The organism is Sinomicrobium soli (assembly GCF_003285545.1).
GTDB lineage: Bacteria > Bacteroidota > Bacteroidia > Flavobacteriales > Flavobacteriaceae > Sinomicrobium.
Genome location: NZ_QLNV01000005.1, coordinates 65,307 through 90,759, shown reverse-complemented (window position 1 = coordinate 90,759; position 25,453 = coordinate 65,307). Strand labels below are relative to the sequence as shown.

Sequence of the window (25,453 nt, the reverse complement as noted above, 5' to 3'; positions counted from 1 at the left end):
CTTTAATTTATCTTATTATAAGTCCTTAATACCGAAAGCCCTTTCTTTTCCGAAAAAGGAACCATGGCATCCTTATCCGGATATCCCAATGAAATTAGCATCACCGGCCTTTCATGTGGAACCAGTTTTAACAAGTTGGACATTTTTGATTCAAATTCTTTCACATCAGGCCAGTTAATAGGGCATGAGCTCAATCCCTGTGTTTCAAGAGCAAACATAAAGGACATTGCGGCAAGTGATGCGTCAATATATATTACATGCCTGTCCCGTTCATCAAAATAAGCTTCTAATTTTCCAACAAGAACAATTAATGCGGGGAAATTATGACTGAACCCCTTTGTCCCCCAAGTAATATCAGCTATCTCACGTACGAGTTCAGGCTTGTCATATACACGAAACTCAAATGGCTGCCTGTTGCATGCCGATGGAGACAAACCGGCTATTTTTATGGCTTTGTCTATTAGTTCTCTGGGAACCTTTCGTTCCTCATACCACCTGACAGATCTTCTCAAAATGGCAAGATTATACATTTGGTCATAAGAAACCTGACGCAAATCAAAATTTCTCTTGTATGGAGCCGATTTTAGTTCATCCTTGAAACCAATCCTACAGTTTTCAAACTTCTTCCTCTCCAAATTGATTACAGTGTTACTATGATCCACAGATTCAAAATATGTAGACAGGACGTCCGTATACCATTTAAACTCCCTGACCTGTTCATTACTATATGACCTAACCGCAATTTCATAGGCATGAACAGTTTCTTCTATATATTCCAATGCAAAAACAGGCTTTCTTTGCTTCATTATAAGCCCCTTTTCTATTCTGTGAATATTTCGTGTCAAAAGATAATTGACATCATTTCCCCAAATATTTTGATTATAATATTGTATCCTTCCTTTTATTACTGCATGATGCTCTCTCCTGAATGCAGAGGAAAAAAGAAAATAATAAAAACTACTGAACCAGGGGTTAATGGATATTATTTTTAACCCTTTGTGTTCAACCCATAAAACCACCTTCTTTATTCTTTTTTTCATAATCTGAACATTCTGACAGGAAAAAACATTGATCTCAAAAAGATAAAAAACATATTTCTGGTCTCCTTGAAAAGGGCCAAAATAAAAAATGAAGTTATACTATACGATATTATAGTTGCAATTGCCGCTCCTATTCCTCCATAAATGGGTATCAAAAAATAATTAAGTACAATATTAGATACGGCACCTGAAACCTGAGATAAAAGAGAAAACCAATATTTATCTTCTGCAATAAGCCATTTACTCAAAACTGTCCGCAAAAAAATAAAAACTCCGGCCCAAATATGAATTTGCAGAATAACCGCGGAAGGTTCATATGCCTCTCCATAAAAAACTCTTATCCAAAATTTCGCACTAAAGGTAACTGAAAAAGCCAAAAAAAATGACAAAACAAAAAACAGGTCACTCAATTGTTGTATTCTCCTTTTATATTTGACATAACTTTCTTGTTTTGCACTTAAAATTGCCGGGAATAAAGCATTTCCCAATACCAAGGGAACAAAATACCATGCTTCCGATAACTTGACGGCAGCCGAATAGTATCCTAAATCATCAGACGAAGTCATGTTTCCTAACATTATCTGATCGACTTTCAGATAAAGAATTGCTGAGAAACTTGATAGAATAAGAAGCCAGGATTTATTTATCAGCTTTCTCAATACAGAACCACTATATCTCCAATTAAATAAAGACCCCTCCTCTCCCAAGTATGAAATGATCAAAGCTATGGCAGCCAAAAAAAATTCTAAACTATATGCCAGGGCAAAATAAAATACCGGCATTTCATTGAATATGAATAAAACCTTTATGCCTGAAGATATTATAAAAAAAATCCCCTTGTAGACCGACACCTTCCTATTCTCTGCCTTGGCTTCAAACCAGCTCTCTATGACGGTAAATGACAAAAAAACAACGGATAAAGAAGATAACAAAACTATGTAACCCTGGTCTTTTGTAGGAAATAAACCAAAATGATAAAATATCAGCATTGATAAAAAAACACTCAATCCCAATATGGTCTTTAACACAAACGACGTACCCAAAATGGTTTCTTTATCCTGCATGCTACTATAAAGCTCCTTTACCAAGACTCCCTGTAATCCAAAATGCACTAAAGGAAACAAAACCGTTGCAAATGCAATTCCAAAATTAAGGGTTCCATAATTCGCAGGTCCAAGACTTCTGGCAATCCATATTCCGACAAATACATTGATAAGTAATCGAAAAACCTTTTCCAACATCAACCAGAAAGTATTGGATAAATACTTCCGGACATCATCAGATTTAATATTTATTAATTTTTCTATCAATTTCTGTATTATCAAAATGGCTTACTCCAAAGACGCCCTCTCCCCGAAACCGTTGCTTATAAAAACGATTTAAATTTCCGTTTCGTCTTTAATTTTGCCGAAGAGGGGTTCTTTCCGGCAAATGTACAACAATCCTGACAAGTCAGCGGCGGGATTCCGTAATTGTCTGTATTGCGGCTGCTTTGTACATTTTGTGTAATTTTACGGGAATCAAATCTCCCTGATATGCAGATACATCACATAGGGGCACAGGCCAGCCTGCTCAACCGGTTTATTGCCGAAGCACGAGATATCAAGATACAGTCAGACCGCATGCGGTTCCGGACCAATATACAACGTATAGCCCATATCCTCGGGTACGAGCTGAGCAAAGCGCTTTCCTATCGCAACACAACGGTAACGACTCCCCTCGGGGAAAAGGAAATTCCGCTCATACAGAACAAGGTGGTCATCTGCTCCATCCTGAGGGCGGGTATCGCTTTTCACAATGGCCTGCTCGATTATTTTGACGGGGCGGAAAACGCTTTTGTTTCAGCCTATCGCCATCACACCGGTCACGGAGATGACTTCGAGATCCTGGTAGAATATCTTTCCTCTCCTTCCCTGCAGGGAAAGACCCTGCTCCTGGCCGATCCCATGCTGGCCACCGGGAGATCGTTTATGGCTGCCTATGATGCCCTGAAGAAAATGGGAACTCCTTCGGAAATACACCTGCTGGCCGTTGTCGGTTCAACACCGGGTATTGCAGCGGTAGAAGCGTATTTTCCGGAAGATTCCCACCTGTGGATCGCCGCTATGGACGACAGATTGAATGAAAAGGGCTATATCATTCCCGGGCTTGGCGATGCCGGCGACCTCGCTTACGGTCCCAAGTTACAGCACTGAGCCAAGGGAAAGCGCCGTCAGTTTATAAACAACAGGATAAACGGAGCCGCCACAAAAAACCACAACAGGCTTTCTTTCCACCACGGCCTCACGATCTCCTGGAGGTAATTGGCGGCAAGCACCGCTACGGGGAAAAGAGCGAATACCACCTCGTCACTTTCGCGGTTATTGGATACCGAAGCCACCCCACATGCCAGCAGCATGGCTATGACAATAAGAAGGAGAGAAGATTGCACCCCGGAGGGTTTGGTCTTGTAACGGGTTATAAAGGATATGACCGATACCAGCCCGGTCAGGACGATAAGAACAACTGCCGAGATAAACCCGGGCGTCATGGTCCTTATACTGTAAAAATCCACGGAAAACGGAAATGTTTCCCTCACCCAGTGCAGGTCGCGAAACCAGATCACATAGGTCAGCAGCAACATCCCCACCACAAAAACCGCGACAAAAGGCACCAGCCAGTTCCTGTACTCCCCCACCCTGTACACCATGATGGCCGCAAAGACCAGCAGCAGGAATACCAGCGTCCATTCATAGAAAAGTGCCGATACGCAGATCCACAACGAAGCATCAAAGAGTTTCTGCTTTACCTGGATAAACGAACGGATACTGATAATCCGCCGCAATGCGAGCAGCACGAACAGGTTGGCCATAATGATCTCGGGACTCACGAATATCTGGGGAAAAAGGGCCATAAAGGCGACAAATAACAACGCGGAATAGGAGTTGTTTTCACATAAGGCATTTTTCCGGATGATGAAACTGATCAGGAATATACTGAACACCAATACCAGTATCTGCCCGGCATACCCGGTCAAAGCCCCTGCGCTCCAGTCGGCCTTATAGAGATAAAACCGGGTAAGCCCGTAAAAAAAAACGGCATAGAGCACTATGAATAACATGTTTATGGGCTTGGTCCGGTTAAAAAAACTGGAAATCATCTCTTGTTTTTATAGGTTTACAGTGTAAATGATGTACATTTGCAGGGTAAATATAGTATAACTTTTACCTTGAAGCGATGAAAGATTTTTTTGAAGGCATTCAATACCTCTTTGAACACATCCTTTTTATTCCGCTGCACGCCCTCCGGGATCTGGAACTCCAAAGCTGGTGGGCGGCAAACACCCTGAACTGGATATTTATCATCATCTGTATGTGCGCCGTTGTTTACTGGATACTCCAACTTAAAAAATTCAATGAAGAAGGCACGGAGAACAAAAGTATTTCTGCACATTCCTTCCTGAAATAAACGCAAAAGTCAGAGTGCTATTGCAGGCCTTTAAGGCAAAATATTAAAAGCCGCCCTGATCTTCAGGAGCGGCTTCTTTATTGGCGCTTTCAGAAGTAAGCTAATTTCCAAAAAAATAGACAACAAACTCTGGTGATTTTATATGGATCACCGGAGTTTTTTCTTTTTTGAGGATACTTTAGGTGTTTTAGCCGGATTGTCGTACCAAACAGACATAGGTATCCTGTAGTTTTTGCTCTTATTCTAAAAACATATCAGGCTGCTTGTCGGTGGAGTTGTCCTGTCATACGCCTACCGATTTCCAGACAGTTAGCCGTATGGATGCCGAAGAAGATCCACAAGATTTCGGTAGCCCTGGTTTTGGCTTTTATCTTTTTCAAGTGATAATGTTCCTTTTCCTTACCAAAACTGCCTTCCAGCCTGGAAGCCCGTTCTTTGGTGATTTGTCCCTTCAGTTGGGCTTGCTCTTTACGGTGTTTGCCTTTAGGACCTTTGGGTTTAAAATCAGTCTTGATCCCATGCCTGGTCACGAACCTGCGGTTGGCATTGGTGGCGTAGATGGCATCGGCTCCAAGAACCTTTAGTCTTCTTCGGGTAAGACCTTGTGCTTTATACACGGAACTCTTCAGCCGGGTGCCTTCGTTAAAATTATCAAAACTGATGAGTTCTATAAAGTTGATCCCGTCTATCTGTAACTTGTTGACCTTGGCACCAAACTCTACTTTCTTGATCTCCTTACCCCGGACAATGGGACGCAGGTAGTCCTTGCCGATACTCACAATACGACCTTTAGGCTTTTCCCCTGTGGTGAACAGGTTCCATTGCTGCCGGTAGACCTTCCGAATGGTGTACATGGTCTTATAGTAGCGCTTGGGCAGTTCCACGGAGTGCACTTTGAGCAACTGCTTTTCAAAACTCAGGAACCTCTCCAAGAGTCGCAGCAGTGCCCGGGTAAGTGAGCGACGTTTCTTGACTGTTTTCTTGCGCATCTTGCTGTAACCGATATAGCGTTTCTTCCATTTGAGGTATTTGCTACGGGGAAGCTTCACCTTTAGGGCCCGGCATAGCCGCCGCAGGGCTTTGTAAAGCCACTCTACAGCTTCCCAGAGCAGTTTTTGATTGGTGGGGTAACGGACTTCACTCTCATAGCAGGTGGCATCCACGACAGCTTTTTCAGCTTCATCAATATAGGGCTTCCAATGGGTATAGAATACCTTTTCTAACGCATCGATCTCCAATACCCGGGAGAGTTCACAGCGGATTTGGCTGACGATCTTGTAGTTGGTGATCCGCTGTAATCCCAAATGGATATCACAAAAGAATTGGTAATCGATATTACTGTTAAGTTGTTCGATAAGTTTTCGATCCGAACAGCCCGCATGATGTTTTAAAACCATTAAAGCGATCCGCCCTCGGGGACTGAACATAAAACGAGGACCTTTTTCACAAGGCTTCAAACCAAATTCCCTGACTAACTCATCCCAGGGGATAGCCTGGTAGATTTTTCCCAGGTCACTCTCAAAAAAGCGTTCCCGATAGGCGGTTAATTGTTCCGTGGAAGATAAAAAGGAAAATGTGTGTTGTAATTCCGAGATTCTTTGTAATTTCATGGGTACGTAAAATAGAAAAACCCCGTTTTTTGGCACTTTGGCCAATTTTCGGGGTTTTGTTTCTCTAAATTACGGATTAATCCGCTGAATTACAAATGTTTATTTAATTCTGAATGTGCCTTTATTGAATGCCGGGGTGTTTGGTGTTCAATCACTTCCGGTTTTTTATAACCCTGCGGGGAGAGCCGTCTTGTATAAGAGATCCCTCCCCTACCGAAAAGGTCGGGACAGGCTCTGTCGTCGGAATGACAATGCTGTGATCCGGACCGGCCGGTCCCCGGAATCGGGAGAAAGGGAAGGAGTCTCCAGCCAGGCTCAGAGGAATTTTAAGCCCCCGGAAAGGGCGCATCGTGCTACAGGTCAAACCCTATATCCCTGCGGTAATACATTTTGTCGAAATACAGCCTACTCATATTCCCGTACGACTGCTGCAGGGCTTCCTTAAAGTCTTTTCCGTAAGAAGTAACGGCTATTACGCGTCCGCCACTGGTCAGTACCTTATCGTTCTCAAGGAGGGTCCCCGCGTGAAAGACCAGGGAATCTTCAATATCATCGGCTCCCGTGATCTCCTTTCCCTTTTCATAGGCTTCCGGGTATCCGCCGGACACCGCCATCACCGTAGTTGCCGCTCTGTCATCTGTTTCAAGGCTTACACCGTCCAGTGTTCCCCGGTGTACGGCTTCAAAGAGCTCCACCAGGTCGTTTTTTACCCTCGGCAGCACCACTTCGGTCTCCGGGTCTCCCATACGCACATTGTATTCTATAACATAGGGGTCGTCACCTACCTTGATCAGCCCGATAAAAACAAAGCCCTTGTAGGGCAGGTTATCTTTACGGAAACCTGAAATGGTAGGTTTTACAATACGGTCTTCGATCTTTTTCACAAACGTCTCACTGGCAAACGGCACCGGGGAAACCGCCCCCATGCCCCCGGTATTAAGGCCGGTATCGCCCTCACCTATACGCTTGTAGTCCTTAGCCATGGGAAGCGTCAGGTAATTTTCCCCGTCGGTAATCACAAAACAACTCAGTTCTATCCCGCTCAGGAATTCCTCAATGACCACCTTGGTACTGGCATCTCCGAATTTGGCCTCTACCAGCATATTCCTGAGTTCCGCCTTTGCTTCTTCGAGGTCGTTCAGTATAAGTACTCCCTTTCCCGCGGCCAGTCCGTCGGCCTTCAGCACATAAGGAGGCTGTAAGGTCTGGAGAAAGGCGTAGCCTTCTTCCAGTTCTGCAGCGGTAAAACTGCGATAGGCCGCCGTAGGTATCCGGTGCCTTTCCATAAACTCCTTGGCAAATTCCTTGCTCCCTTCCAGGCGGGCTGCTTCTTTTTGCGGACCTATAACTGCCACCTCCCTGAGCTGCTCGTCGTCCAGGAAATAATCGTGTATTCCCTTTACCAGCGGATCTTCGGGGCCCACAACCACCATGTCTATCTGCTTTTCCAGCACGAGCTCTTTTACCGCCTCAAAATCCGTAGCCGCTATATTTACATTGGTTGCCATCGCTCCCGAAGCAAGCCGGGTTTTTGCAGTTCCCGCATTTCCGGGGGCTATAAACAATTGTTTTACCTTATCGCTTTGGGCGATCTTCCAGGCAAAAGTATGTTCTCTTCCGCCACTGCCCAGTATTAATATGTTCATCGTATGCGCTGTTGATTAATTACCCTGTTGTTTAATTGGTGCTGATCTCATGAAACACTCTCCCCGTTTGCTACGGTATCGTCCGGGTTGAGGAATACCAGCTTGCCATCTGCCTGCTGTGTCATCAGTATCATACCCTGGCTTTCCACTCCCCTGAGTTTCCGGGGGGCGAGGTTGACCAGTACGGTAACCTTTTTCCCGATGATCTCTTCGGGGGTAAAACTCTGTGCGATTCCCGAAACTATGGTACGGACATCCAGGCCCGTATCCACTTTCAGCACCAGGAGCTTATCGGCCTTTTTCATTTTTTCGGCCTCTACAATGGTGCCTATCCTCATATCCAGCCTGGCAAAATCGTCGTAGCTGATGGTTTCTTTTTGCTCCATGACCGTGGTATCCTGTTTTTCAATTTTATTGCTCTCCCTGGTCTGTTCCAGGCGTTGCAGCTGTTTTTCGATCTCGGCATCCTCTATTTTTGTAAAGAGCAGTGATGCCTTACCTATCCGGTGTCCTGCGGGCAATTGTGCCCCCGGTGTTGCAATAGCATCCCAGGATATTCCTTTTCCCGGTTCCTTAAGCCCCAGCATTTCCTGAAGTTTCCGGGCCGTAAAGGGAAGAAAGGGTTCGCTGAGCACTCCCAGCGCTGCTGCCACCTGAAGCGCCACATACATTACGGTCTGCACTCTTTCCGGGTTTTCCTTCACCTGTTTCCAGGGTTCTTCATCGGCCAGGTATTTATTGCCCAGCCGGGCCACATTCATCAGTTCACCCAACGCTTCCCTGAAGCGGTACCGTTCTATGGAAGAGGCTATGATATCCGGGTATTTGCGGAGGGCCTCAAGGGTTTTGCTATCGTGACCGGTATAGGTTCCGGGTCCGGGGACTTCCCCGTCGTAATATTTGTTGGTCAGCACAACCACCCGGTTTACAAAATTTCCGAATATGGCAACCAGCTCGTTGTTATTCCTGGCCTGGAAATCTTTCCAGGTAAAATCATTGTCCTTGGTTTCCGGCGCATTGGCGGTGAGGGTATATCTCAGCACATCCTGTTTTCCCGGAAAGTCTTCCAGGTATTCGTGCAGCCATACCGCCCAGTTTTTTGAAGTGGACAACTTATTTCCCTCGAGATTGAGAAACTCATTGGCCGGCACATTATCCGGAAGGATATAGCTTCCTTCTGCCCTGAGCATGGCGGGAAAGATCACACAGTGAAATACGATATTGTCTTTTCCGATAAAATGAACCAGTTTGGTGTCCTTGTCTTTCCAGTAGGGTTCCCAATCTGTCCCTTCCCTTTCGGCCCATTCCTTGGTCGATGAGATATAGCCTATGGGCGCATCAAACCAGACATACAGTACTTTCCCCTCCGCGCCTTCCACGGGTACGGGAATGCCCCAGTCCAGGTCACGGGTTACGGCCCGGGGTTTCAGTCCGTCGTCGAGCCACGACTTTACCTGTCCGTATACATTGGGTTTCCAGTCGTTTTTATGCCCTTCCAGTATCCATTCCCTGAGGAATGAGTCGTACCGGTCGAGCGGGAGAAACCAGTGCCGGGTTTCTTTCAATACCGGGGTTGTCCCGGTAATGGTGGATTTCGGATTGATCAGGTCCGTAGCATTGAGCGATGCGCCGCAGCTTTCGCACTGATCGCCGTAGGCCTCTTCATTCCCGCATTTGGGACAGGTGCCTATCACAAAACGGTCGGCCAGGAACTGCCCGGCCTTTTCGTCGTACAGCTGTTCGGTAACCTCCTCGATAAACTTATTATCGTCATAAAGCTTGCGAAAAAAACCGGAAGCCGTTTCGTGGTGAATCGGTGCTGAGGTCCGGGAATAATTATCAAATGATATTCCGAACTCTTCAAAAGATCTTTTGATCATTCCGTGATACCGGTCTATAATCTCCTGAGGGGATACTCCTTCCTTTCTCGCCTTCATGGAAATGGCCACTCCGTGTTCATCGCTTCCGCATACGAAAGCGACGTCCCTTCCGCGCAATCTCAGGTAGCGGACATAAATATCGGAGGGTACATAAACCCCTGCCAGGTGGCCTATATGTATGGGGCCGTTGGTATAGGGCAATGCAGATGTAACGGTATAACGTTTCGGGTATTGTGACATAAAATGTATTTTCTCTGGTCTCTGGTTTCGAAAAATCAAATGCTGAAAGGCAACAAAAGCGCCTGTTGTCCGTTACAAAAACGCGGTCCGGACAGCAGTGCAAAAATAATCATTAGGATGGATTAGACCGTAAAAATCGGCAAATCGTATCATTGTTTTACCACATATTTGTTAATTTGCCACCTGTCATTCACCAGTTATATATTTTCCATGTACAAAATCGTTCCCGTTCTGTTGCTCATTTTCCACACGGCATTCCTGAATGCGCAACATATGGTTATTCCTCCTTATTTACAAAAGGGTGATACCGTGGGCATTATCGCCACTGCCAGGAGTTTTCAGCCCGAAGATGCGTTACCGGCGACAGATTCGCTGAGGCACTGGGGGCTGCATGTGGTACCGGGCAATACCATAGGCCCGGAATACCACCAGCTGTCGGGAACAGACCGCGAGCGGGCCGCAGATCTCCAGCAGATGCTGGACAACCCTGCCATAAAGGCCATATGGATTGCCCGGGGCGGGTACGGTACGGTTCGTATCATTGACCTGATCGATTTTGAACACTTCCGTAAAAAACCGAAATGGATCGTGGGCTACAGCGATGTTACCGTACTGCACAGCCATATACACAATATGGGCATAGCCACCTTGCATGCCACCATGCCGCTCAACGTCAAAAAAAACACTCCGGAATCCATGCAGAGCCTTAAAGACGGTTTATTCGGAAAGCCCCTGAGCTATACGGTACCCGCAAGGGCACAAAACCGTACCGGGAACGGGGAAGGGATTCTCACCGGGGGCAACCTCTCCATATTGTACAGCCTGCTGGGTTCTCCCTCTGCCATAGATACGGAGGGTAAGATACTGTTTATCGAAGACCTGGACGAATATCTCTACCATATAGACCGGATGATGATGAACCTTAAGCGGAACGGGTATTTTGACCATATAAAAGGGCTGGTGGTAGGCGGAATGACCCGGATGCACGACAACAGCATCCCGTGGGGAAAGGATGCCATAGGCATTGTCATGGATATTGCGGACCAATACCATTTCCCGGTGTGCTTTGATTTTCCCGCGGGGCACCTTCAGGACAACAGGGCTCTTATTCTCGGGCAAAGGGTAAAACTCCAGGTTGGAAAGGAAAAGACCATCCTCTCTTTCACGAACGACGGCAGGCCCTAACCTACTTGCCCGATACGGCATTAACCTCAAAGACCCCTTCCCACGGATCGCCGGCCATCTGGTTTTCCCCTATCCACAGAAGATAGGTTCCGGCATGGGGCAGATGATATTCGATGGTCTTTCCGAATGGCCCGTCTGCGGTGCCGTCGGGCATTAAAATCTGACCGAACCGGAGATTGGCCCCGGAATCTCCGGCAGTGATTTCCGCGGTTAACGTGCCGGGGGTTGCCGTGGTAAAACGCAGGTATTTTTTCTGTCGTTCTTCTTTAAATATGCTTATATGAGCCTTGCCATTTTCAAAAACAAGGTCCAGGGTATCTCCTTTTTCGGCCCGCAGATCTTTCCGGAAAGTGTCATCCTCATGTGTGGCCCCGCGACGTGCCGCACCGTCTTTACAAGCCCCTGCCCAGAGCAATAAAAATGCTGTTATGAGTGAGAAATAATTTTGGTAACTCATAAATCCATGTTTTCGCAAAGTTATAAACTTTCGGGCTTTCTGCTACCATGCCGGAGCCATTCCGGATTAAGAAACTGTTTAAGTTTTATCCTTCGGTTCTTTTATGCGTCTTTTTCCGCCATGCTTCAGCTATTTTTCGGTACGTAGCTATGGCTATGCACCTCAAAAGACCTTCGCCTGACAAAAAAATACACTATAAAATATTCCAAAAACAAAATTTAAACAGTTTCTAAACCATGAAAGAAAATTCTTCGTGTTGTTTTTTTGTGTATTTTTAAAATAGTTTCCAACGTATTATGGCAGCACATAACGATTTCGGATCTGAAGGAGAGCAAAGGGCCGCAGCGTACCTGGAAGAACAGGGTTACACCATCCTGGAACGCAATTACACCTTTGCCAGGGCAGAAATAGACATCATCGCCCTTAAGGGAGATATTCTTGCCGTGGTGGAGGTAAAATCGCGGAGTTCACTCCTGTTTGCCCTTCCGCAGGATGCGGTGAACCGGAAAAAAATAAGGCTACTGGTAAAAGCCATAGACCACTATGTAAGGGCCCGTAACATCAACTCCGAGGTTCGCTTCGATATCATTACCGTCACGGGGAAAGGGGAGCACTCCGAACTGAACCATATCGAAGATGCCTTCTTTCACTTCTGATTTGCTGCTTCCCGAAACTAAACCACTCCGGACAACAAGTCCAGGGGTTTAAAAAGGCAATGGAATTGCCTTGTTATTAGGTTATTGAGTTACTAAGTTATTTAGTCAACACGCAATAACTCAGTAACCAAAGGATATACAAACTAAAGTAACTGCAATGGAATTGCAGGCCGGTGAAAGCAGGGTTTTAACCTTTAACTTGATAATAAACGGGCAGACAAATTAAATTATAACACATTATTTTTAAAACACGGGAAAAGCCTCGTGAAATTTTTTTTAATTTATTCTTGTTACCATTTGTTTTAAATAAAACAAATTGTTATTTTAGCTTTTTCAAAAACCAAAACCATTTCACAATGAAAACGATTTCTTCCGTAGTGGAGAACTACATCAAGACAAAGCCCTTCTTACAAAGTGCTCTGGCACAAGGAATTATAAACCTCACTTCACTATCCCGCATCATAGGGCCGGAAATTGAGGACCAACTGGGCAAGGAAGTTCGAAGTGGTGCTGTGGTCATGGCGCTCAAACGGTTGTCGACAGACATGGAGTTTCGCGCTACGCATAAAATCCTGAAAGTACTCAAGAACATCGGGGAAATCACGGTACGGTCGTCCCTTACCGATTACACTTTTCTCCTCTCCGACACCATACTCAACAGCCAGGCCAATCTCCTGAATGAGGTCAACAAAAACAAGGACGCCTTTTACACTTCCTCCAGGGGGGTTAACGAAACCAATATCGTGGTCAGTAACTCCCAGAACTCCGTGGTAGAATCTATGTTCCGCGAAGAAAAAATGACGCAGAAGGTGGAGGACCTCGCCTCCATAACCGTAAAGCTTCCGGAGGAAAATGTGGTCATTCCGGGAATATACTATTTCATATTCCAGCGTCTCGCATGGGAGGGGATCATCCTTCACGAGGTCATTTCCACCACCAATGAATTTACCATTATCGTGGGAGAAGCACAGATAGACAAGGCCTTTAAGGTAATCAAGGACCTTAAAAATCTTTAAAATTAATTGGGGTAATGTGATAATGTGCCAATTCGATAATGTGATAATGTGTCAATGTGATAATCTGGTTAATTTGCACATTGACTAATTGACCTATTGGCACATTATCGAATTCCCCCCCGTATTGCCAGTTTCGTTCATTAACTGTACTTTTGCGCTTCAATCGTGTCTTAACTGTAAAAAATACCGGGGCTCCGGTACATTCCGCATATGAAATACGACCACAAGACCATCGAAGCCAAATGGCAGCAATACTGGAAAACACGGCAGACCTTCCGGGCTGCAAACCCGGGATCCGAAGGTGCTGAAAAGCCTAAATTCTACGTGCTGGACATGTTTCCCTATCCGTCGGGTGCCGGACTTCACGTAGGGCATCCGCTGGGATATATCGCATCGGACATCTATGCCCGCTACAAACGTCACCAGGGGTATAATGTACTCCATCCCATGGGGTACGATTCTTTCGGGCTGCCGGCGGAGCAATACGCCATACAGACGGGGCAGCATCCCGCCATTACTACGGATGCCAATATCAGGAGGTACCGGGAACAGCTGGACAAAATAGGGTTTTCATTCGACTGGAGCCGGGAAGTACGTACTTCCGACCCGGAATATTACCGGTGGACGCAGTGGATCTTCATACAATTGTTCAACTCCTGGTACAACAGGGATACCGGCAAGGCCGAAGCTATTGCATCCCTTACCGCAAAATTCGAAGCAGGGGGCAATGAAAATGTAAATGCGGAATGCGACAGTGATACCGCGATATTTTCGGCGGCGCAGTGGAATGCCTTTTCAGCCGAAGAAAAGGAAAAAACCCTGTTGAAATACCGTCTTACCTACCTCGCCGAAACCGAAGTAAACTGGTGCCCTGCACTGGGTACGGTACTGGCCAACGACGAGATCGTAAACGGAGTTTCCGAACGTGGAGGCCACCCCGTGGTACGCAAGAAAATGACACAGTGGAGCATGCGTATCACGGCTTATGCCGAACGCCTGCTGGAGGGACTGGGCCGTGTAGACTGGCCGCAACCGCTCAAGGACTCACAGACCAACTGGATCGGGCGCTCCGAAGGTGCGGAGGTTATTTTCAGGGTAAAAGATACCACATATACCATTCCCGTTTTCACGACACGCCCGGACACCATTTTCGGGGTGAGTTTTATGACCCTGGCCCCGGAACACGAACTGGTACCGCTCATCACTACGGAAGCACAGAAAACCGCGGTGAACGACTATATCGAAGCCACGGCCAAACGCAGCGAACGCGAGCGAATGGCCGATGTAAAAACCATTTCGGGGGTATTTACCGGGGCATATGCGGAGCACCCCTTTACCGGGGAAGCTGTTCCGGTCTGGATCGGGGATTATGTCCTGGCCGGTTACGGTACCGGGGCCGTAATGGCCGTGCCCTGCGGTGACCAGCGTGACTACGACTTTGCTCGTCACTTCGGCCTGCCCATACCGAATATCTTTGAAAACGCCGATATTTCGGAGGCAGCCCACAGTGAAAAACAGGGTACCGTAATTGCGGATTCCGGGTTTTTAAGCGGTCTTTCCCAGGGAGAGGCCACCCGAAAAGCCATTGCGGAACTGGAACTCAGGGGAGCGGGAAAAGGACGTACCAACTACCGCCTCCGCGATGCCGTATTCAGCAGGCAGCGCTACTGGGGAGAACCCTTCCCGGTATACTATGTGAACGGCCTGCCGAAAATGATAGCTGCACAGCACCTGCCGGTAAGGCTCCCGGAAGTGGAGAAATACCTGCCCACGGAAACCGGGGAACCCCCGCTGGGCAATGCGCATACCTGGGCCTGGGATACGGAAAGGAACGAGGTGGTAAGCAATGACCGCACAGACCACAAGACCGTATTTCCCCTCGAGCTGAACACCATGCCCGGCTGGGCGGGGAGTTCCTGGTATTTTAACCGCTATATGGATGCCGGAAACCCCTCGGAATTTGCCTCAGGGGAAGCCCTGGACTACTGGAAGGACGTAGACCTTTATATCGGTGGAAGCGAACACGCCACGGGCCACCTGCTCTACGCCCGTTTCTGGCAGAAATTCCTGTTCGACCTCGGGCTGGTTCCCGTAGATGAATTTGCCAGAAAGCTGATCAACCAGGGGATGATACTGGGCAGCAGTGCTTTTGTATACCGGAAAAAAGGCACCAACACCTTTATCTCGGCGAACCTTGCCCCCGGGTACGAAACGGAGGCCATTCACGCCGATGTTTCCCTTGTTAATATATCGGAAGAGCTGGACACGGAGGCCTTTAAAGCATGGCGGCCCGAGTTTAAGGATGCCGAATTCATACTGGAAGACGGAAAATATATCGTGGGCCGGGAAGTGGAAAAAATGTCCAAATCCAAATACAACGTCGTCAACCCGGACGATATCTGCGAACAGTACGGTGCCGATACCCTTCGTCTTTACGAGATGTTCCTCGGCCCCCTGGACCAGGCCAAACCGTGGAATACTGCCGGCATCACCGGGGTTCACGGTTTTCTGAAAAAACTGTGGAAGCTGTATCATTCCGGAAAGGACGGAGCTTTTTATGTTTCGGATGCTCCTGCTTCTGCCGAAAACCTGAAATCACTGCACAAGGCCATTAAAAAAGTGAATGAAGATATCGAAGGCTTCTCTTTCAACACTTCGGTATCCTCTTTTATGATCGCGGTCAACGAGCTTACTTCCCGGAAGTGCAATGCCCGTGAGGTACTGGAACCCCTGACAGTTATCGTTGCCCCCTATGCCCCGCATATTGCCGAAGAACTGTGGCAATTACTGGGTCATGAAACCTCTGTGGCTTTCGCTCCCTTCCCGGAGCCTGAAGAAAAATACCTGGTAGAAAGCACCAAGGAATATCCTGTTTCCTTTAACGGCAAAATGCGCTTTAAGCTGGAATTGCCCCTTGATATGAGCCGGGAGGAGATGGAAAAAACCGTATTGGCCCACGAAAAGACTATGGAACAGCTTCAGGGACGCAGCCCGAAAAAAGTAATTATCGTTCCGGGAAAGATTATCAATATCGTAGGCTGATGGAAGGTACGGGGTGTCCAATGCCAAATGACACCCCCGTACCGCATCGGAGAAATTCACCAAATCCAAATATTGCACATGAAAACAAAAGTTTCAAAATAATGCGCTCCGATGCTCCTTCCATATAGTACTCTTATGCCCTCCCCTTCATTATTAACTATTCATTCTTCATTTATTAATACCCCGGGGAAGGGCTTGCGTCCCAAAAAATTATTTTTTATTCTTTTATGACGATGCGGTTCCGGGGAATGACAAAAGTTCATCCAGGTGTCACCATTTGCTAAAATATTCTTAATTATATGATCTCTGTCAACGGTTTGGCCGGCTTTTTGCCTGTCAGAACCACAGAAGTAGTGCGTGGCAACCCCGGTCCGGCCAACCCGGCAGACCGTTGCCATACCGGTCAGGAACGGTAACCTTGTTCCGGATAAAATTTTTGTATTTTTAAGCATTTAAAACAGAAAAGACATGGGAGGTTATTTAGGATATTATATCATTATCGGGGTCATTGCCCTGGTCAGCTGGATGGTAAGCAACAAGCTCAAGAGCAAGTTTAAGTACTATTCCAAGGTTCATTTGCGCAATGGTATGAGCGGGGCGGAGATTGCGGAGAAAATGCTCGCCGACCACGGCATCTATGATGTCAAGGTCATTTCCACTCCCGGCATGCTTACGGACCATTACAACCCGGCAAAAAAGACCGTAAACCTCAGCGAGGGTGTCTATAACCAGCGGAATGCCGCTGCGGCAGCAGTGGCTGCCCACGAATGCGGGCACGCCGTACAGCACGCAAAAGCCTATCAATGGCTTCAGCTACGGTCCAAACTCGTTCCCCTGGTAAGTGTTTCCTCCGGGTTGTCGCAATGGCTCATCTTCGGGGGGCTTATCCTGGGGCTTGCTTCACAATTCGGGTTTCTCGTAGCTGTCGCCGGACTGGTACTGATGTCTTTTGCCACCATTTTCAGCTTGGTGACCTTACCGGTGGAATACGACGCCAGTAACCGGGCCCTGGCATGGCTTAAAAACAAGCATATGCTGAGCCAGCAGGAATACAAGGGCGCCGAGGATTCCCTGAAATGGGCCGCAAGGACTTACCTGGTCGCCGCCATAGGATCACTGGCCATGCTGCTGTACTGGGCCCTGAGGATCATGGGGTCGAGGAATTAAGGAATTGTAAGCCATAAAAAAAGCCATCCCTGCGGACGGCTCTTTTGTTTTCATCTATGTGCTATATGCTATTCACTGATCCCCGGAATACGCTCATCGATAAGCTTGAGAGCGATCCCGTCGGTGCCCATCAGGTCGAACAGGTCAAGGGCATTTCTCATGGTCTGCTCCTCTTCCATCTGCTCCTTCACAAACCATTGCAGGAAGTTTTCCGTACCGAAATCATTGACCTTACGGCACCTGGCCACAATATTGTGAATGGATTTGGTAACACCTATCTCCTGTTCCAGTGACATCTCGAATATTCCTTCAAGCGAATCGAAATCATGTGATACCGAAGGGATTTCCGGAGAATAGGCCATCCCCCCATTGTCATTGATAAACCGGAATATCTTCATCATGTGTTCCCGCTCTTCTTCAGCCTGCTCATAAAAGAATTTTGCACTGCAGTTCAATGCGTTCCTGTCACACCATGAAGCCATGGCAAGATATATGGCTGAGGAATGAGCCTCCATGGCTACCTGTTCGTTCAGCAGGTCCATTACCTCTACGTTTATTCCTAATTTCTGTCTTACTAAGTCTTTCATCGGTCTGTTTTTTATCTGCGTATGTCCTACGCTTCCGTTTCGTTCATACAAAGATACAAAAAACAAAAGCTAACTATCTAATATACAGATAATTTCAATCCGGTCTAAGACTAATTATAAATAAAGACGGTTATAGGTTGCCCCTGCTCACATCACCATCAGGTTACACCCCCTGATATCGGCATGGTCAAAACGTCCCAGTATTTCAAAAGAGCCATCCGCATGCAGCTTTCCGAGATCCTGTGTGGCGATAAAGGAACAGGAATTCAGGTTGGCGAGGTCAATGACATTGATCCCTCCTGTTTTACCAGCGTCCTGCAAAGACAGGGCATCTTCGGGGTCCCTGGTCAGGACACCCATCCAGGGAGGACAACGAAAGACGCCATTACCGGAAGAGTAGGCTTGCGAGAGCAGTTCGGTCATCCCGTATTCGCTGTGAATACTGCCTGTACCGAACCCTTTGCGCAGTATGCTGTGCAATTCCTCCCGGACCAGTTCCTTCCGCCTCCCTTTCATGCCCCCGGTTTCCATAACGACAGTGTTTTTCAGCCTGAATTTCCGTTGTTCCACCAGGTCGAGCAGTGCAAAGGAAACCCCTATCAATATTATTTTCCTCCCCTTGCCGTCGAGTTCGGCAAGTTTGTATGCCAGGGTATCGAGGTTGTGCAGATAGAACCCGCTATCGCGGCTTCCCGAACGCTTTATCAGTGCGTCTGCCATATAGATCAGGGAAGAGCCCTGACGCTCCAGATAAGACGGCAACAGGGCGAGTACCGTATATTCCGAAATATCTCCGTAAAAAAGCCTGAAAGCCTCAGAAAAGCTCTTTTCATACAGGCCCCTGTCCGTAACGTAATGCTTACTGGTCTGTTCACCCGTTGTTCCGCTGCTGGTAAAGAGCTCTTCGGGGCTGCGCTCCGAAGCGACCACCCGGCGGGTCTTGAAAAAGGAGATCGGCAGGAAAGGTACCTCCGCCAGTGCACGCACTTTTTCCGGGGTCCTGCCCAGTAGATCGCAAAACTTTCCGTACACCTTATTGTGCTGATACTGGTAACGGTATACCCGGAGTGCCGCTGTTTCGAATTCAGCCTTCCCGGTAATACCGAAAATCGCTTCGCTGTTCATGCGGTACAGTTCTTAGTTCGTGGTTGTTAGTTCGTAGTTTGGCCTGGTTCTCGTTTGCAACGAGGTCTCCTATTTATCACCCTTCCTCCGTAGCGATCTCTTTCATTCTCCGGAAAAGGAAGATCAGCAGGAAGATCCCGGAAAACACTATAAACACGGTAAGCGGGAACATCCATTTCCTCGTAGTGATAATGCCTCTCTGTGGAATATCCAGCCTTTGCGATACCTCCTTGACCACCTTGTCGGCATCAACGGCGCTGATACTGAGCTTATCAATGGTCTTAAAAAGTTCCTGCTGGGCATCTACCAGTTCTGCCGAGGCAGCTGTAGGTTCAGATCTCAGTACTACCGCGGTACTACCCGGGTCTAACGTCCCCCCTGTATTGCTGCCCTGTGCGCGAAGGATGTCATTGACATACAGGGCTGCCTCCCTGCTGGTCTCCAGCCTGGAGATCATGTTTTTCTTCAGGCTGTCCCCTACCTGCCGGTAATATTCATTGCTGTTCAGAAACCGGAGTACGGCCGATACTATTTCTTTGGCGTCGTTCTTCCTGCCGGTACGAATGGTAATCCTGTGGTATCTGTAATTCACGGCCATCTCCGGGTTTTTGGCCATGGCCATGTCGCCCTTCAAAGCCTTGAACGCTTCCAGCCTATCGGTGTCTTCGAGAAATCCGTAAATATCGACAACAGGTTCTACGGTGATCCCGTTAAAGCCCCCTGAAATTTCCAGTCCCATGCCCTTAAGAAAACTGATGTCCCCTCCCTGTCTTTTGGTCTCTATCTCCTGAATGCCCGAATAGAGGTAATCCGCACTGCCGAAATTGGGCACCACCACCACCTCACTCTTATAGCTGCTACCCCCGGAATTATCCATAAAATACCCTACTACAAAAGCTATGATCAAAAGGATAAGAAGAGCTATGCCGAATCGTTTATAAAACATCAGGATATGATAGACCCCTCTGATGATCCATTTAAAGAAGTCTCCTGTTTTCTGCAATAGCACTCCGAGGTCTATTTCATCCGATCCCTGCCGTTGCGATGGGTTATCATTCATAACATTAGCTGTTTTCTAAAATTACTGCGTTTGTTCTTCCTGCTCATTCAGGACCTGCTCCAGAATTCTCCGGGTAATGAGATACGTCGGCTTGACCCCCGTTGTTCCAAGTCCGCCGGAAGCGAGCGTGCTCCCGGTTTCCAGGGGGTTGTCAGACGCGTAATAGGCATACCTCACCTTTACATCCTCAGCAATACTTTTCCTGATCCTCGATGCCGATTGTATGGCTTTCTGATAATGGGCCCCTTCCATTTCCAGTCCCACCACATTCCAGGTAGACTCATGGAAAAACTTGAGCAGGTCCCTGTTCTGCAATGAAGTCCCCAGAACCGTTATCATGGTTCCTTCGAACACCCTGAGGCCATATCCTTCAAAGTCGGCTTTGCAGAGTTCGTTCTCAAACGGATAATTATCTGCCGTGCCTTCAAAAATATGGGCGGAGGGGATCATCAGGTCGCCCTTTCCGCCTTCGAGTATCCCTGCCTTTCCCATAATGGAAACCGACCTGACATTGAGAAAATGAAGCTTTTCCCCGGCCTTGTTTTTCTTTTTGTCTTTATAGGGTTTTAAAAACTCGTCAATGGTTTCATAGGCCTGTTCGCCAAAGGCGTAATCCATAACAAACAACAGGGGATATTCTCCGTCGGCACCTGCTTTAAAATGGTAATCCTTATGTGTGAAACCTATTTTCGAGGTGTCGAATACCTGTACATCTATATTGGTACCCGAGCTGTCATCTACGGAGATCATCCCGTTCCTGCGGGCAAAGGAAGTGACCTTTTCCCGCAAATGGCCATTTTCGGGAAGGCTCAGCATTTCATAAAGTTCCAGGCGTTCCTTGCCCGGGACTTCCTTTTTCAGTGCTTCGGAAGCAAACAGGGAGTTCATCACACTGTGCATATTGGCACTTATGATGTGAACAGGCCGGTGCAGGAGGTTGTTTTCAAGCAGTATCCCCTTGATGGTATTGGCCCACCGCTCTCCGTGAATATGGTGCCCGAGCCGTTCCCTGAGAATGGGGCTGAAGGTTATGGCCCTCTTGTTGTTGTCCCGTTCCTCCTCTATGGCGAGTTTTCCCATCCAGTAGATGATATGTAAAAACCGTTCCGGCATCTGTTTGGTGGCAAATGCCTTATGCGCATCGAGTGCCTCCTCAAAAGTGCGGCCCAGGATACTGGCCACATGAATAAGAGCCCCTTCCCGCTCTGCCCTGGACAGCTTTCCCTTCTGTACGGCCCACTCCAGCTTAAACCAGTCTCTTGTAATTTCTCCTGTTTCATCCTGATATACCCTTCGCCGTATTTTATCAGACTCTATATACAGGAAGGTAAGATGGGTAAGGATATCGTAAATATCCGACCGCCCCCTGGTGATCTCCACATTCATCTGTTCCGCATCCACACGGTAACAGTTACGTCTCCGTTTGGGAGGGATAATAGGGAGAAAATGCGATTTTTTGTATCCTTCATCCGAAGTGAGGTTGATATAGCGACATTCCTCTATCCCTATGGGAAGCCGGTCCAGGATATAGGTCAGACCGTTTAGTTCTACCTTGTTTTCGGCAATGGAACCGTATATTTCCGGGCGGAGCAGCAGCAATGACTCTCTAAGTGTTTCCCCCGAAATACCCATCGGCTTGTAAAACCCCCTGTTGAGCAGATGCCTCATAGCGATATACATCCGTTCAATAGCATTGGTAGATTCCTGTGCCCTGGTTCTGTTCTTTACTTTGTTCATATCCTGTTTTCCGTGCAAAAATACGGGATTTTTATATTAAGCCCTATACTCATACAGTTGTTCTGCCAGCTTCCGGTCGTTGGAAAGCCGTTGCACCTTGTTCTGCCCGCCGAGTTTGCCTATGCTCTTCATGTACCCGGCAAAGCCACCTTTCCTGATTTTAGTGATCTTCAGAGGGCTGAGCACATTTCCCGAAATAAGGTCGTAATAATAACTGTTCTGTCCCTGCAGGGCCTGGTCCACCCTTTTTGCAAACCCTTCCAGGTCCTGTGGCTCTTCACTGAATTCTATCAGCCATTCGTGATACGGCAGTTCCCCTTCGGACGGGTCGGTCTGCGGGGCCACGGTAAATTCGTTGATACTGCCCCCGAAACCGGCTATCCCCTCTTTCATTGCCTGCTCCACTTCCTTGGCGATAACGTGTTCGCCGAAAGCAGAAGTGAAGTGTTTTATCCGGCCGGAGACGATAACGCGATACGGGTTTACGGAGGTGAATTGTACGGTATCGCCGAGGTTATACCCCCAAAGCCCGGCATTGGTGGATATGATCATGAGGTAATTAACTCCGGGGCGCACCTCTCCTATGGTGAGCCGTGCCGGGTTTTCACCGGGAAACTCATCGGCCGGGATAAACTCGTAAAAGATACCGGAATCCAGCTGCAGCAGCATTCCCTTTTCCTTCCGGGAATCCTGGAAGGCAAAGAAGCCTTCGCTGGCAGGGAACAGTTCTATACTGTCTACCTTTCTGCCGATAAGGGCCTCAAACCTCGCCCGGTAGGGTTCGTAATTGACCCCCCCGTAGATAAACAGTTCGAAATGCCTGAAGATCTCCCCCACTTTTTTACCGGTTCGCGCCTGTAATTTCTCGAAGTACATCTGTACCCAGGAGGGGATCCCGCTGATCACCGTCATGTTTTCGGAAAGCGTTTCCTCCACAATGGCACTGACCTTGGTTTCCCAGTCCTCTATACAGTTGGTTTCCCAGCTGGGCATACGGTTTTTCTGCAGGTATTTCGGCACATAATGGGCTACGATACCGGAAAGTCTTCCCAGCTTCACCCCGTTTTTTTCCTGAAGTACCGGGCTGCCCTGCAAAAAGATCATTTTCCCGTCTACAAACCGGGAGTTTCCCGTTTCATGGATATAGCACAATATCGCATTCCGGGCTGCACGGATATGGTATGGCATGGACTCGGCGGTGAGGGGAATGTATTTTGCTCCCGAAGTGGTTCCGGAAGTTTTGGCAAAATACAGGGGTTTTCCCTTCCAGAGGACATTTTCTTCTCCGCTGACCACCCGGTCTACATAAGGCCTGAGTTCTTCATAATCGCGTACCGGGACATTCTTAACAAAATCTGCATGGGTTCTGATCTGCCCGAAATGATGGTCCCTGCCAAAAGCGGTTGAAGCCGCTGCGGTAACCAGGTTACGGAATACCTTTTCCTGAGTTTCTACGGGCCTGCCGGCCCACCGTTGTATACTGCGGTATACACTTCCGGCAAAAATCTTTGCCGCAAAGGATTTTAGAGACATACGCCAAATGAAATATTGCTACGGCCATCCTTAATACCCGGTATCAGGTACAGAAGCCCTTGTTCTTTAATCAAAATCTATATAGTCCGTGGGGTTTACCGGATATCCGTTACTCCACAATTCCAGGTGCAGATGGGGCCCGGTAGTCAGTTCTCCCGTATTTCCCATGGTTCCTATCACTTCCCCGGCCTTCACCAGGTCGCCCTGTGACTTGCTCAGGGAGCCGTTGTGCTTGTATACGGAGATCAGTCCGAACGAATGCTCTATAATACACACATACCCGGTATCCACGGTCCATTCGGCAAAGATAACGATCCCGTCGGCAACGGCCTTCACCGGGGTTCCGGAAACACCGGTAATATCCACGGCAAAGTGTTTTTCCTCGAGGTTATATTCATTGGAAATGGCCCCGGATACAGGAGGAAAAAGTACAAAATCCACTTCAGACATGGCACTGCCCATCAGGTTGTACTTATCTTCCATAGCCACTTCTTCACGCAGGGCGAGGTCTTCTTTTCCGGGTGACAGGTCTACGCCGGACGGGTCCGGACGGTCTTCCGGCGACAGGGAATCCCCGGGAGTATCCCCGCCTATCTCTTCGGGACTGACCTCTCCGGTCAGTATCTTCCTGACGTTAGTGATATAACGGTCATTCGCCCCCAGTACCTGCTCGAGCGAATCCGCCTTATAGGTAAGATCGGCAACCTGGCGTTTCAATGCCGTAGAGGAATATCCCGGTATATACTCCCTGAGCGGGGTAAACGCAATAAGGATGGTGGTGAGCGCAATGAGAAACACGGCAAAAGACGTGCCTACCACAAAAACGTTGAGCCTGTTCAGCCGGAACGACAAACGCTCTTCGAAGGTGTCCTCATTGAGGATGACCAGCCGGTATTTGTGCAAAAGCTTTTTTGCAAGCTTCTTTCTTCTGGGTTTGCTCTGTGTCATAACTCCTGCAAATATAACGCTATACGTTCCGTACTATATCTTAAAAATATAATAATTAACGCCCCGATTCAACTTTTCTTTTTACCTTTGTTACTGCAAAGCGTCCCGGAACACCACGGGGCATATATGGAGAAACCAAACATTCCGGTCTTTGTGCCGGAGCATTTTAAATCTCACCTGGTGAGTAAAAGTAATTAAAAATGATGTCATTGAATATTATCTTAGGAATGATTGGTGCGCCACAGATCATATTGATCGTCGTAGTATTACTGCTGCTTTTCGGCGGCAGGAAGATACCGGAACTGATGCGCGGACTCGGGAGCGGGATAAAGGAATTTAAAAACGCCACCAAGGACGAAGAGCCGGTGCCGGGCGACAACAAGAAGGAATAACAACTTCACCATAATATCTGAAGGCCTTTATCCCGCGAGGGATAGGGGCTTTTTTTGTTTGATCATTCCCCGTCATTCATACATGCCCTTATTAATTTAAAGCCATTGGTGATATGGCCTTCAACCGTTTTCAGGGAAAGGTTGAATTCTTGCGCAACCTGCCCGTATTTAAGCCCTGATATTTTACAGGCCACAAATATTCTCCTGCATCGTTCCGGCAATCCGGAGATACACTCTTCCAGCTTTTTTATACGCTGTGACTTGTACTCGGGGTCTGTCTCCGTCACTTCCATCACGGCAGTATGATAGTAAAAATCAAGCATGCTCTCCTGCCTTTTCCCCTTTCTGAACTTATCTGCCAAACGATTATAAGCCGTTCTGTACAGGTAATTTTTCAGGGAGGTCTTTATCTCAATTTTTCTTCTCTTCTCCCATAAATACAAAAAGCTGTCCTGAACGGCATCTTCGATTTCCTTTCTGTCTGTCGTATAATTCAGCAGGTAACGACACAGGCTCTCATAGAATTCCGCATAAATTTTCTCAAAGCTATGTATATCTCCATCGCGGATATTTTTCAATAGAATATGATGCTCTTTATACATAGATAATAGACTAAAGCTGGAAAAAGTGTACTGCAAATGTGAAAAAAAATTAAATAAGTCAAGGGTTTTTACCTTTTTTTACG

General features: G+C 47.5%; 22 protein-coding genes. 8 read left to right on the top strand and 14 right to left on the bottom strand.

Annotated features, from left to right (window positions below; genetic code table 11):
* Positions 1-2: 2 nt before the first annotated feature.
* On the bottom strand, positions 3-1,040 hold the full coding sequence (locus tag DN748_RS07830) for a nitroreductase family protein (protein WP_112371234.1): 1,038 nt from the start codon (positions 1,038-1,040) through the stop codon (positions 3-5).
* A complete protein-coding gene (locus DN748_RS07825; protein ID WP_112371233.1) occupies positions 1,037-2,350 on the bottom strand; it encodes a flippase in 1,314 nt (437 codons plus the stop codon). The genes DN748_RS07830 and DN748_RS07825 overlap by 4 nt, the downstream gene beginning before the upstream one ends.
* A gap of 225 nt (positions 2,351-2,575) precedes the next feature.
* On the opposite strand from DN748_RS07825, the gene upp reads away from it, so the two are divergent.
* Positions 2,576-3,235: a uracil phosphoribosyltransferase gene (upp, locus tag DN748_RS07820; protein WP_112371232.1), complete on the top strand. Its 660-nt coding sequence runs from the start codon at positions 2,576-2,578 to the stop codon at positions 3,233-3,235.
* Between the two features lie 17 nt (positions 3,236-3,252).
* Here the strand turns inward: upp and DN748_RS07815 are convergent, their stop codons facing one another.
* Positions 3,253-4,179 carry a DUF6427 family protein gene (locus DN748_RS07815; RefSeq protein WP_112371231.1) on the bottom strand — a complete coding sequence of 309 codons (927 nt, stop codon included), beginning with the start codon at positions 4,177-4,179 and terminating at the stop codon, positions 3,253-3,255.
* Positions 4,180-4,256: 77 nt separating this feature from the next.
* On the opposite strand from DN748_RS07815, the gene DN748_RS07810 reads away from it, so the two are divergent.
* On the top strand, positions 4,257-4,487 hold the full coding sequence (locus tag DN748_RS07810; RefSeq protein ID WP_112371230.1) for a DUF6341 family protein: 231 nt from the start codon (positions 4,257-4,259) through the stop codon (positions 4,485-4,487).
* A gap of 254 nt (positions 4,488-4,741) precedes the next feature.
* On the opposite strand, the gene DN748_RS07805 is transcribed toward DN748_RS07810, so the two are convergent.
* The 3 genes from DN748_RS07805 to metG all read right to left on the bottom strand — a co-directional run bounded on the left by DN748_RS07805 (position 4,742) and on the right by metG (position 9,863).
* Positions 4,742-6,097 (bottom strand): transposase, encoded by a 1,356-nt coding sequence (locus tag DN748_RS07805; RefSeq protein WP_112371229.1) that lies wholly within the window; start codon positions 6,095-6,097, stop codon positions 4,742-4,744.
* Positions 6,098-6,450: 353 nt separating this feature from the next.
* Positions 6,451-7,743, bottom strand: a complete 1,293-nt coding sequence (gene purD, locus DN748_RS07800) for a phosphoribosylamine--glycine ligase (RefSeq protein ID WP_112371228.1) — start codon at positions 7,741-7,743, stop codon at positions 6,451-6,453.
* A 47-nt stretch (positions 7,744-7,790) separates the two neighbouring features.
* Positions 7,791-9,863 (bottom strand): methionine--tRNA ligase, encoded by a 2,073-nt coding sequence (gene metG, locus DN748_RS07795; protein WP_112371227.1) that lies wholly within the window; start codon positions 9,861-9,863, stop codon positions 7,791-7,793.
* Positions 9,864-10,073: 210 nt separating this feature from the next.
* Here metG and DN748_RS07790 point away from each other — a divergent pair, with 210 nt between their 5' ends.
* Positions 10,074-11,048, top strand: a complete 975-nt coding sequence (locus DN748_RS07790) for a S66 peptidase family protein (protein ID WP_236636813.1) — start codon at positions 10,074-10,076, stop codon at positions 11,046-11,048.
* A gap of 1 nt (position 11,049) precedes the next feature.
* Here the strand turns inward: DN748_RS07790 and DN748_RS07785 are convergent, their stop codons facing one another.
* Positions 11,050-11,505, bottom strand: coding sequence for a hypothetical protein (locus DN748_RS07785; RefSeq protein ID WP_112371226.1), 456 nt, complete (start codon positions 11,503-11,505; stop codon positions 11,050-11,052).
* 296 nt (positions 11,506-11,801) lie between these two features.
* On the opposite strand from DN748_RS07785, the gene DN748_RS07780 reads away from it, so the two are divergent.
* From DN748_RS07780 to DN748_RS07760, 4 genes are all read left to right on the top strand, one after another.
* A complete protein-coding gene (locus DN748_RS07780) occupies positions 11,802-12,161 on the top strand; it encodes a YraN family protein (protein WP_112371225.1) in 360 nt (119 codons plus the stop codon).
* A gap of 356 nt (positions 12,162-12,517) precedes the next feature.
* A complete protein-coding gene (locus tag DN748_RS07775) occupies positions 12,518-13,177 on the top strand; it encodes an aspartate kinase (protein WP_112371224.1) in 660 nt (219 codons plus the stop codon).
* Between the two features lie 210 nt (positions 13,178-13,387).
* On the top strand, positions 13,388-16,219 hold the full coding sequence (leuS, locus tag DN748_RS07770; RefSeq protein ID WP_112371223.1) for a leucine--tRNA ligase: 2,832 nt from the start codon (positions 13,388-13,390) through the stop codon (positions 16,217-16,219).
* Positions 16,220-16,687: 468 nt separating this feature from the next.
* Positions 16,688-17,386, top strand: a complete 699-nt coding sequence (locus DN748_RS07760) for a zinc metallopeptidase (RefSeq protein ID WP_112371221.1) — start codon at positions 16,688-16,690, stop codon at positions 17,384-17,386.
* A gap of 68 nt (positions 17,387-17,454) precedes the next feature.
* On the opposite strand, the gene DN748_RS07755 is transcribed toward DN748_RS07760, so the two are convergent.
* The 6 genes from DN748_RS07755 to DN748_RS07730 all read right to left on the bottom strand — a co-directional run bounded on the left by DN748_RS07755 (position 17,455) and on the right by DN748_RS07730 (position 24,376).
* Positions 17,455-17,973: a ferritin gene (locus DN748_RS07755; protein ID WP_112371220.1), complete on the bottom strand. Its 519-nt coding sequence runs from the start codon at positions 17,971-17,973 to the stop codon at positions 17,455-17,457.
* A gap of 147 nt (positions 17,974-18,120) precedes the next feature.
* On the bottom strand, positions 18,121-19,098 hold the full coding sequence (locus DN748_RS07750) for a long-chain-fatty-acid--protein ligase (protein ID WP_112371219.1): 978 nt from the start codon (positions 19,096-19,098) through the stop codon (positions 18,121-18,123).
* Positions 19,099-19,174: 76 nt separating this feature from the next.
* Complete coding sequence (locus DN748_RS07745; RefSeq protein ID WP_112371218.1) at positions 19,175-20,158, bottom strand: hypothetical protein; 984 nt, start codon at positions 20,156-20,158, stop codon at positions 19,175-19,177.
* A gap of 21 nt (positions 20,159-20,179) precedes the next feature.
* Positions 20,180-21,895 (bottom strand): DUF6909 family protein, encoded by a 1,716-nt coding sequence (locus tag DN748_RS07740; RefSeq protein ID WP_112371421.1) that lies wholly within the window; start codon positions 21,893-21,895, stop codon positions 20,180-20,182.
* 36 nt (positions 21,896-21,931) lie between these two features.
* Entirely contained in the window at positions 21,932-23,428 is a 1,497-nt protein-coding gene (locus DN748_RS07735; protein WP_112371217.1) for a GH3 auxin-responsive promoter family protein, read from the bottom strand.
* A 66-nt stretch (positions 23,429-23,494) separates the two neighbouring features.
* The gene (locus tag DN748_RS07730) at positions 23,495-24,376 is read right to left on the bottom strand and encodes a M23 family metallopeptidase (protein WP_112371216.1); all 882 of its coding nucleotides are present in this window, start codon (positions 24,374-24,376) and stop codon (positions 23,495-23,497) included.
* A gap of 200 nt (positions 24,377-24,576) precedes the next feature.
* On the opposite strand from DN748_RS07730, the gene tatA reads away from it, so the two are divergent.
* Complete coding sequence (gene tatA, locus DN748_RS07725) at positions 24,577-24,768, top strand: twin-arginine translocase TatA/TatE family subunit (RefSeq protein ID WP_112371215.1); 192 nt, start codon at positions 24,577-24,579, stop codon at positions 24,766-24,768.
* 62 nt (positions 24,769-24,830) lie between these two features.
* On the opposite strand, the gene DN748_RS07720 is transcribed toward tatA, so the two are convergent.
* Entirely contained in the window at positions 24,831-25,370 is a 540-nt protein-coding gene (locus DN748_RS07720) for an RNA polymerase sigma factor (protein ID WP_112371214.1), read from the bottom strand.
* Positions 25,371-25,453: the final 83 nt, after the last annotated feature.

Bases quoted from the DNA above. Each gene is read 5' to 3' on its own strand.
- DN748_RS07830 (WP_112371234.1), bottom strand. From the start codon at position 1,040: ATGAAAAAAAGAATAAAGAAGGTGGTTTTATGGGTTGAACACAAAGGG.
- upp (WP_112371232.1), top strand. From the start codon at position 2,576: ATGCAGATACATCACATAGGGGCACAGGCCAGCCTGCTCAACCGGTTT.
- DN748_RS07815 (WP_112371231.1), bottom strand. From the start codon at position 4,179: ATGATTTCCAGTTTTTTTAACCGGACCAAGCCCATAAACATGTTATTC.
- DN748_RS07810 (WP_112371230.1), top strand. From the start codon at position 4,257: ATGAAAGATTTTTTTGAAGGCATTCAATACCTCTTTGAACACATCCTT.
- DN748_RS07805 (WP_112371229.1), bottom strand. From the start codon at position 6,097: ATGAAATTACAAAGAATCTCGGAATTACAACACACATTTTCCTTTTTA.
- purD (WP_112371228.1), bottom strand. From the start codon at position 7,743: ATGAACATATTAATACTGGGCAGTGGCGGAAGAGAACATACTTTTGCC.
- metG (WP_112371227.1), bottom strand. From the start codon at position 9,863: ATGTCACAATACCCGAAACGTTATACCGTTACATCTGCATTGCCCTAT.
- DN748_RS07790 (WP_236636813.1), top strand. From the start codon at position 10,074: ATGTACAAAATCGTTCCCGTTCTGTTGCTCATTTTCCACACGGCATTC.
- DN748_RS07785 (WP_112371226.1), bottom strand. From the start codon at position 11,505: ATGAGTTACCAAAATTATTTCTCACTCATAACAGCATTTTTATTGCTC.
- DN748_RS07780 (WP_112371225.1), top strand. From the start codon at position 11,802: ATGGCAGCACATAACGATTTCGGATCTGAAGGAGAGCAAAGGGCCGCA.
- DN748_RS07775 (WP_112371224.1), top strand. From the start codon at position 12,518: ATGAAAACGATTTCTTCCGTAGTGGAGAACTACATCAAGACAAAGCCC.
- leuS (WP_112371223.1), top strand. From the start codon at position 13,388: ATGAAATACGACCACAAGACCATCGAAGCCAAATGGCAGCAATACTGG.
- DN748_RS07760 (WP_112371221.1), top strand. From the start codon at position 16,688: ATGGGAGGTTATTTAGGATATTATATCATTATCGGGGTCATTGCCCTG.
- DN748_RS07755 (WP_112371220.1), bottom strand. From the start codon at position 17,973: ATGAAAGACTTAGTAAGACAGAAATTAGGAATAAACGTAGAGGTAATG.
- DN748_RS07750 (WP_112371219.1), bottom strand. From the start codon at position 19,098: ATGAACAGCGAAGCGATTTTCGGTATTACCGGGAAGGCTGAATTCGAA.
- DN748_RS07745 (WP_112371218.1), bottom strand. From the start codon at position 20,158: ATGAATGATAACCCATCGCAACGGCAGGGATCGGATGAAATAGACCTC.
- DN748_RS07740 (WP_112371421.1), bottom strand. From the start codon at position 21,895: ATGAACAAAGTAAAGAACAGAACCAGGGCACAGGAATCTACCAATGCT.
- DN748_RS07735 (WP_112371217.1), bottom strand. From the start codon at position 23,428: ATGTCTCTAAAATCCTTTGCGGCAAAGATTTTTGCCGGAAGTGTATAC.
- DN748_RS07730 (WP_112371216.1), bottom strand. From the start codon at position 24,376: ATGACACAGAGCAAACCCAGAAGAAAGAAGCTTGCAAAAAAGCTTTTG.
- tatA (WP_112371215.1), top strand. From the start codon at position 24,577: ATGATGTCATTGAATATTATCTTAGGAATGATTGGTGCGCCACAGATC.
- DN748_RS07720 (WP_112371214.1), bottom strand. From the start codon at position 25,370: ATGTATAAAGAGCATCATATTCTATTGAAAAATATCCGCGATGGAGAT.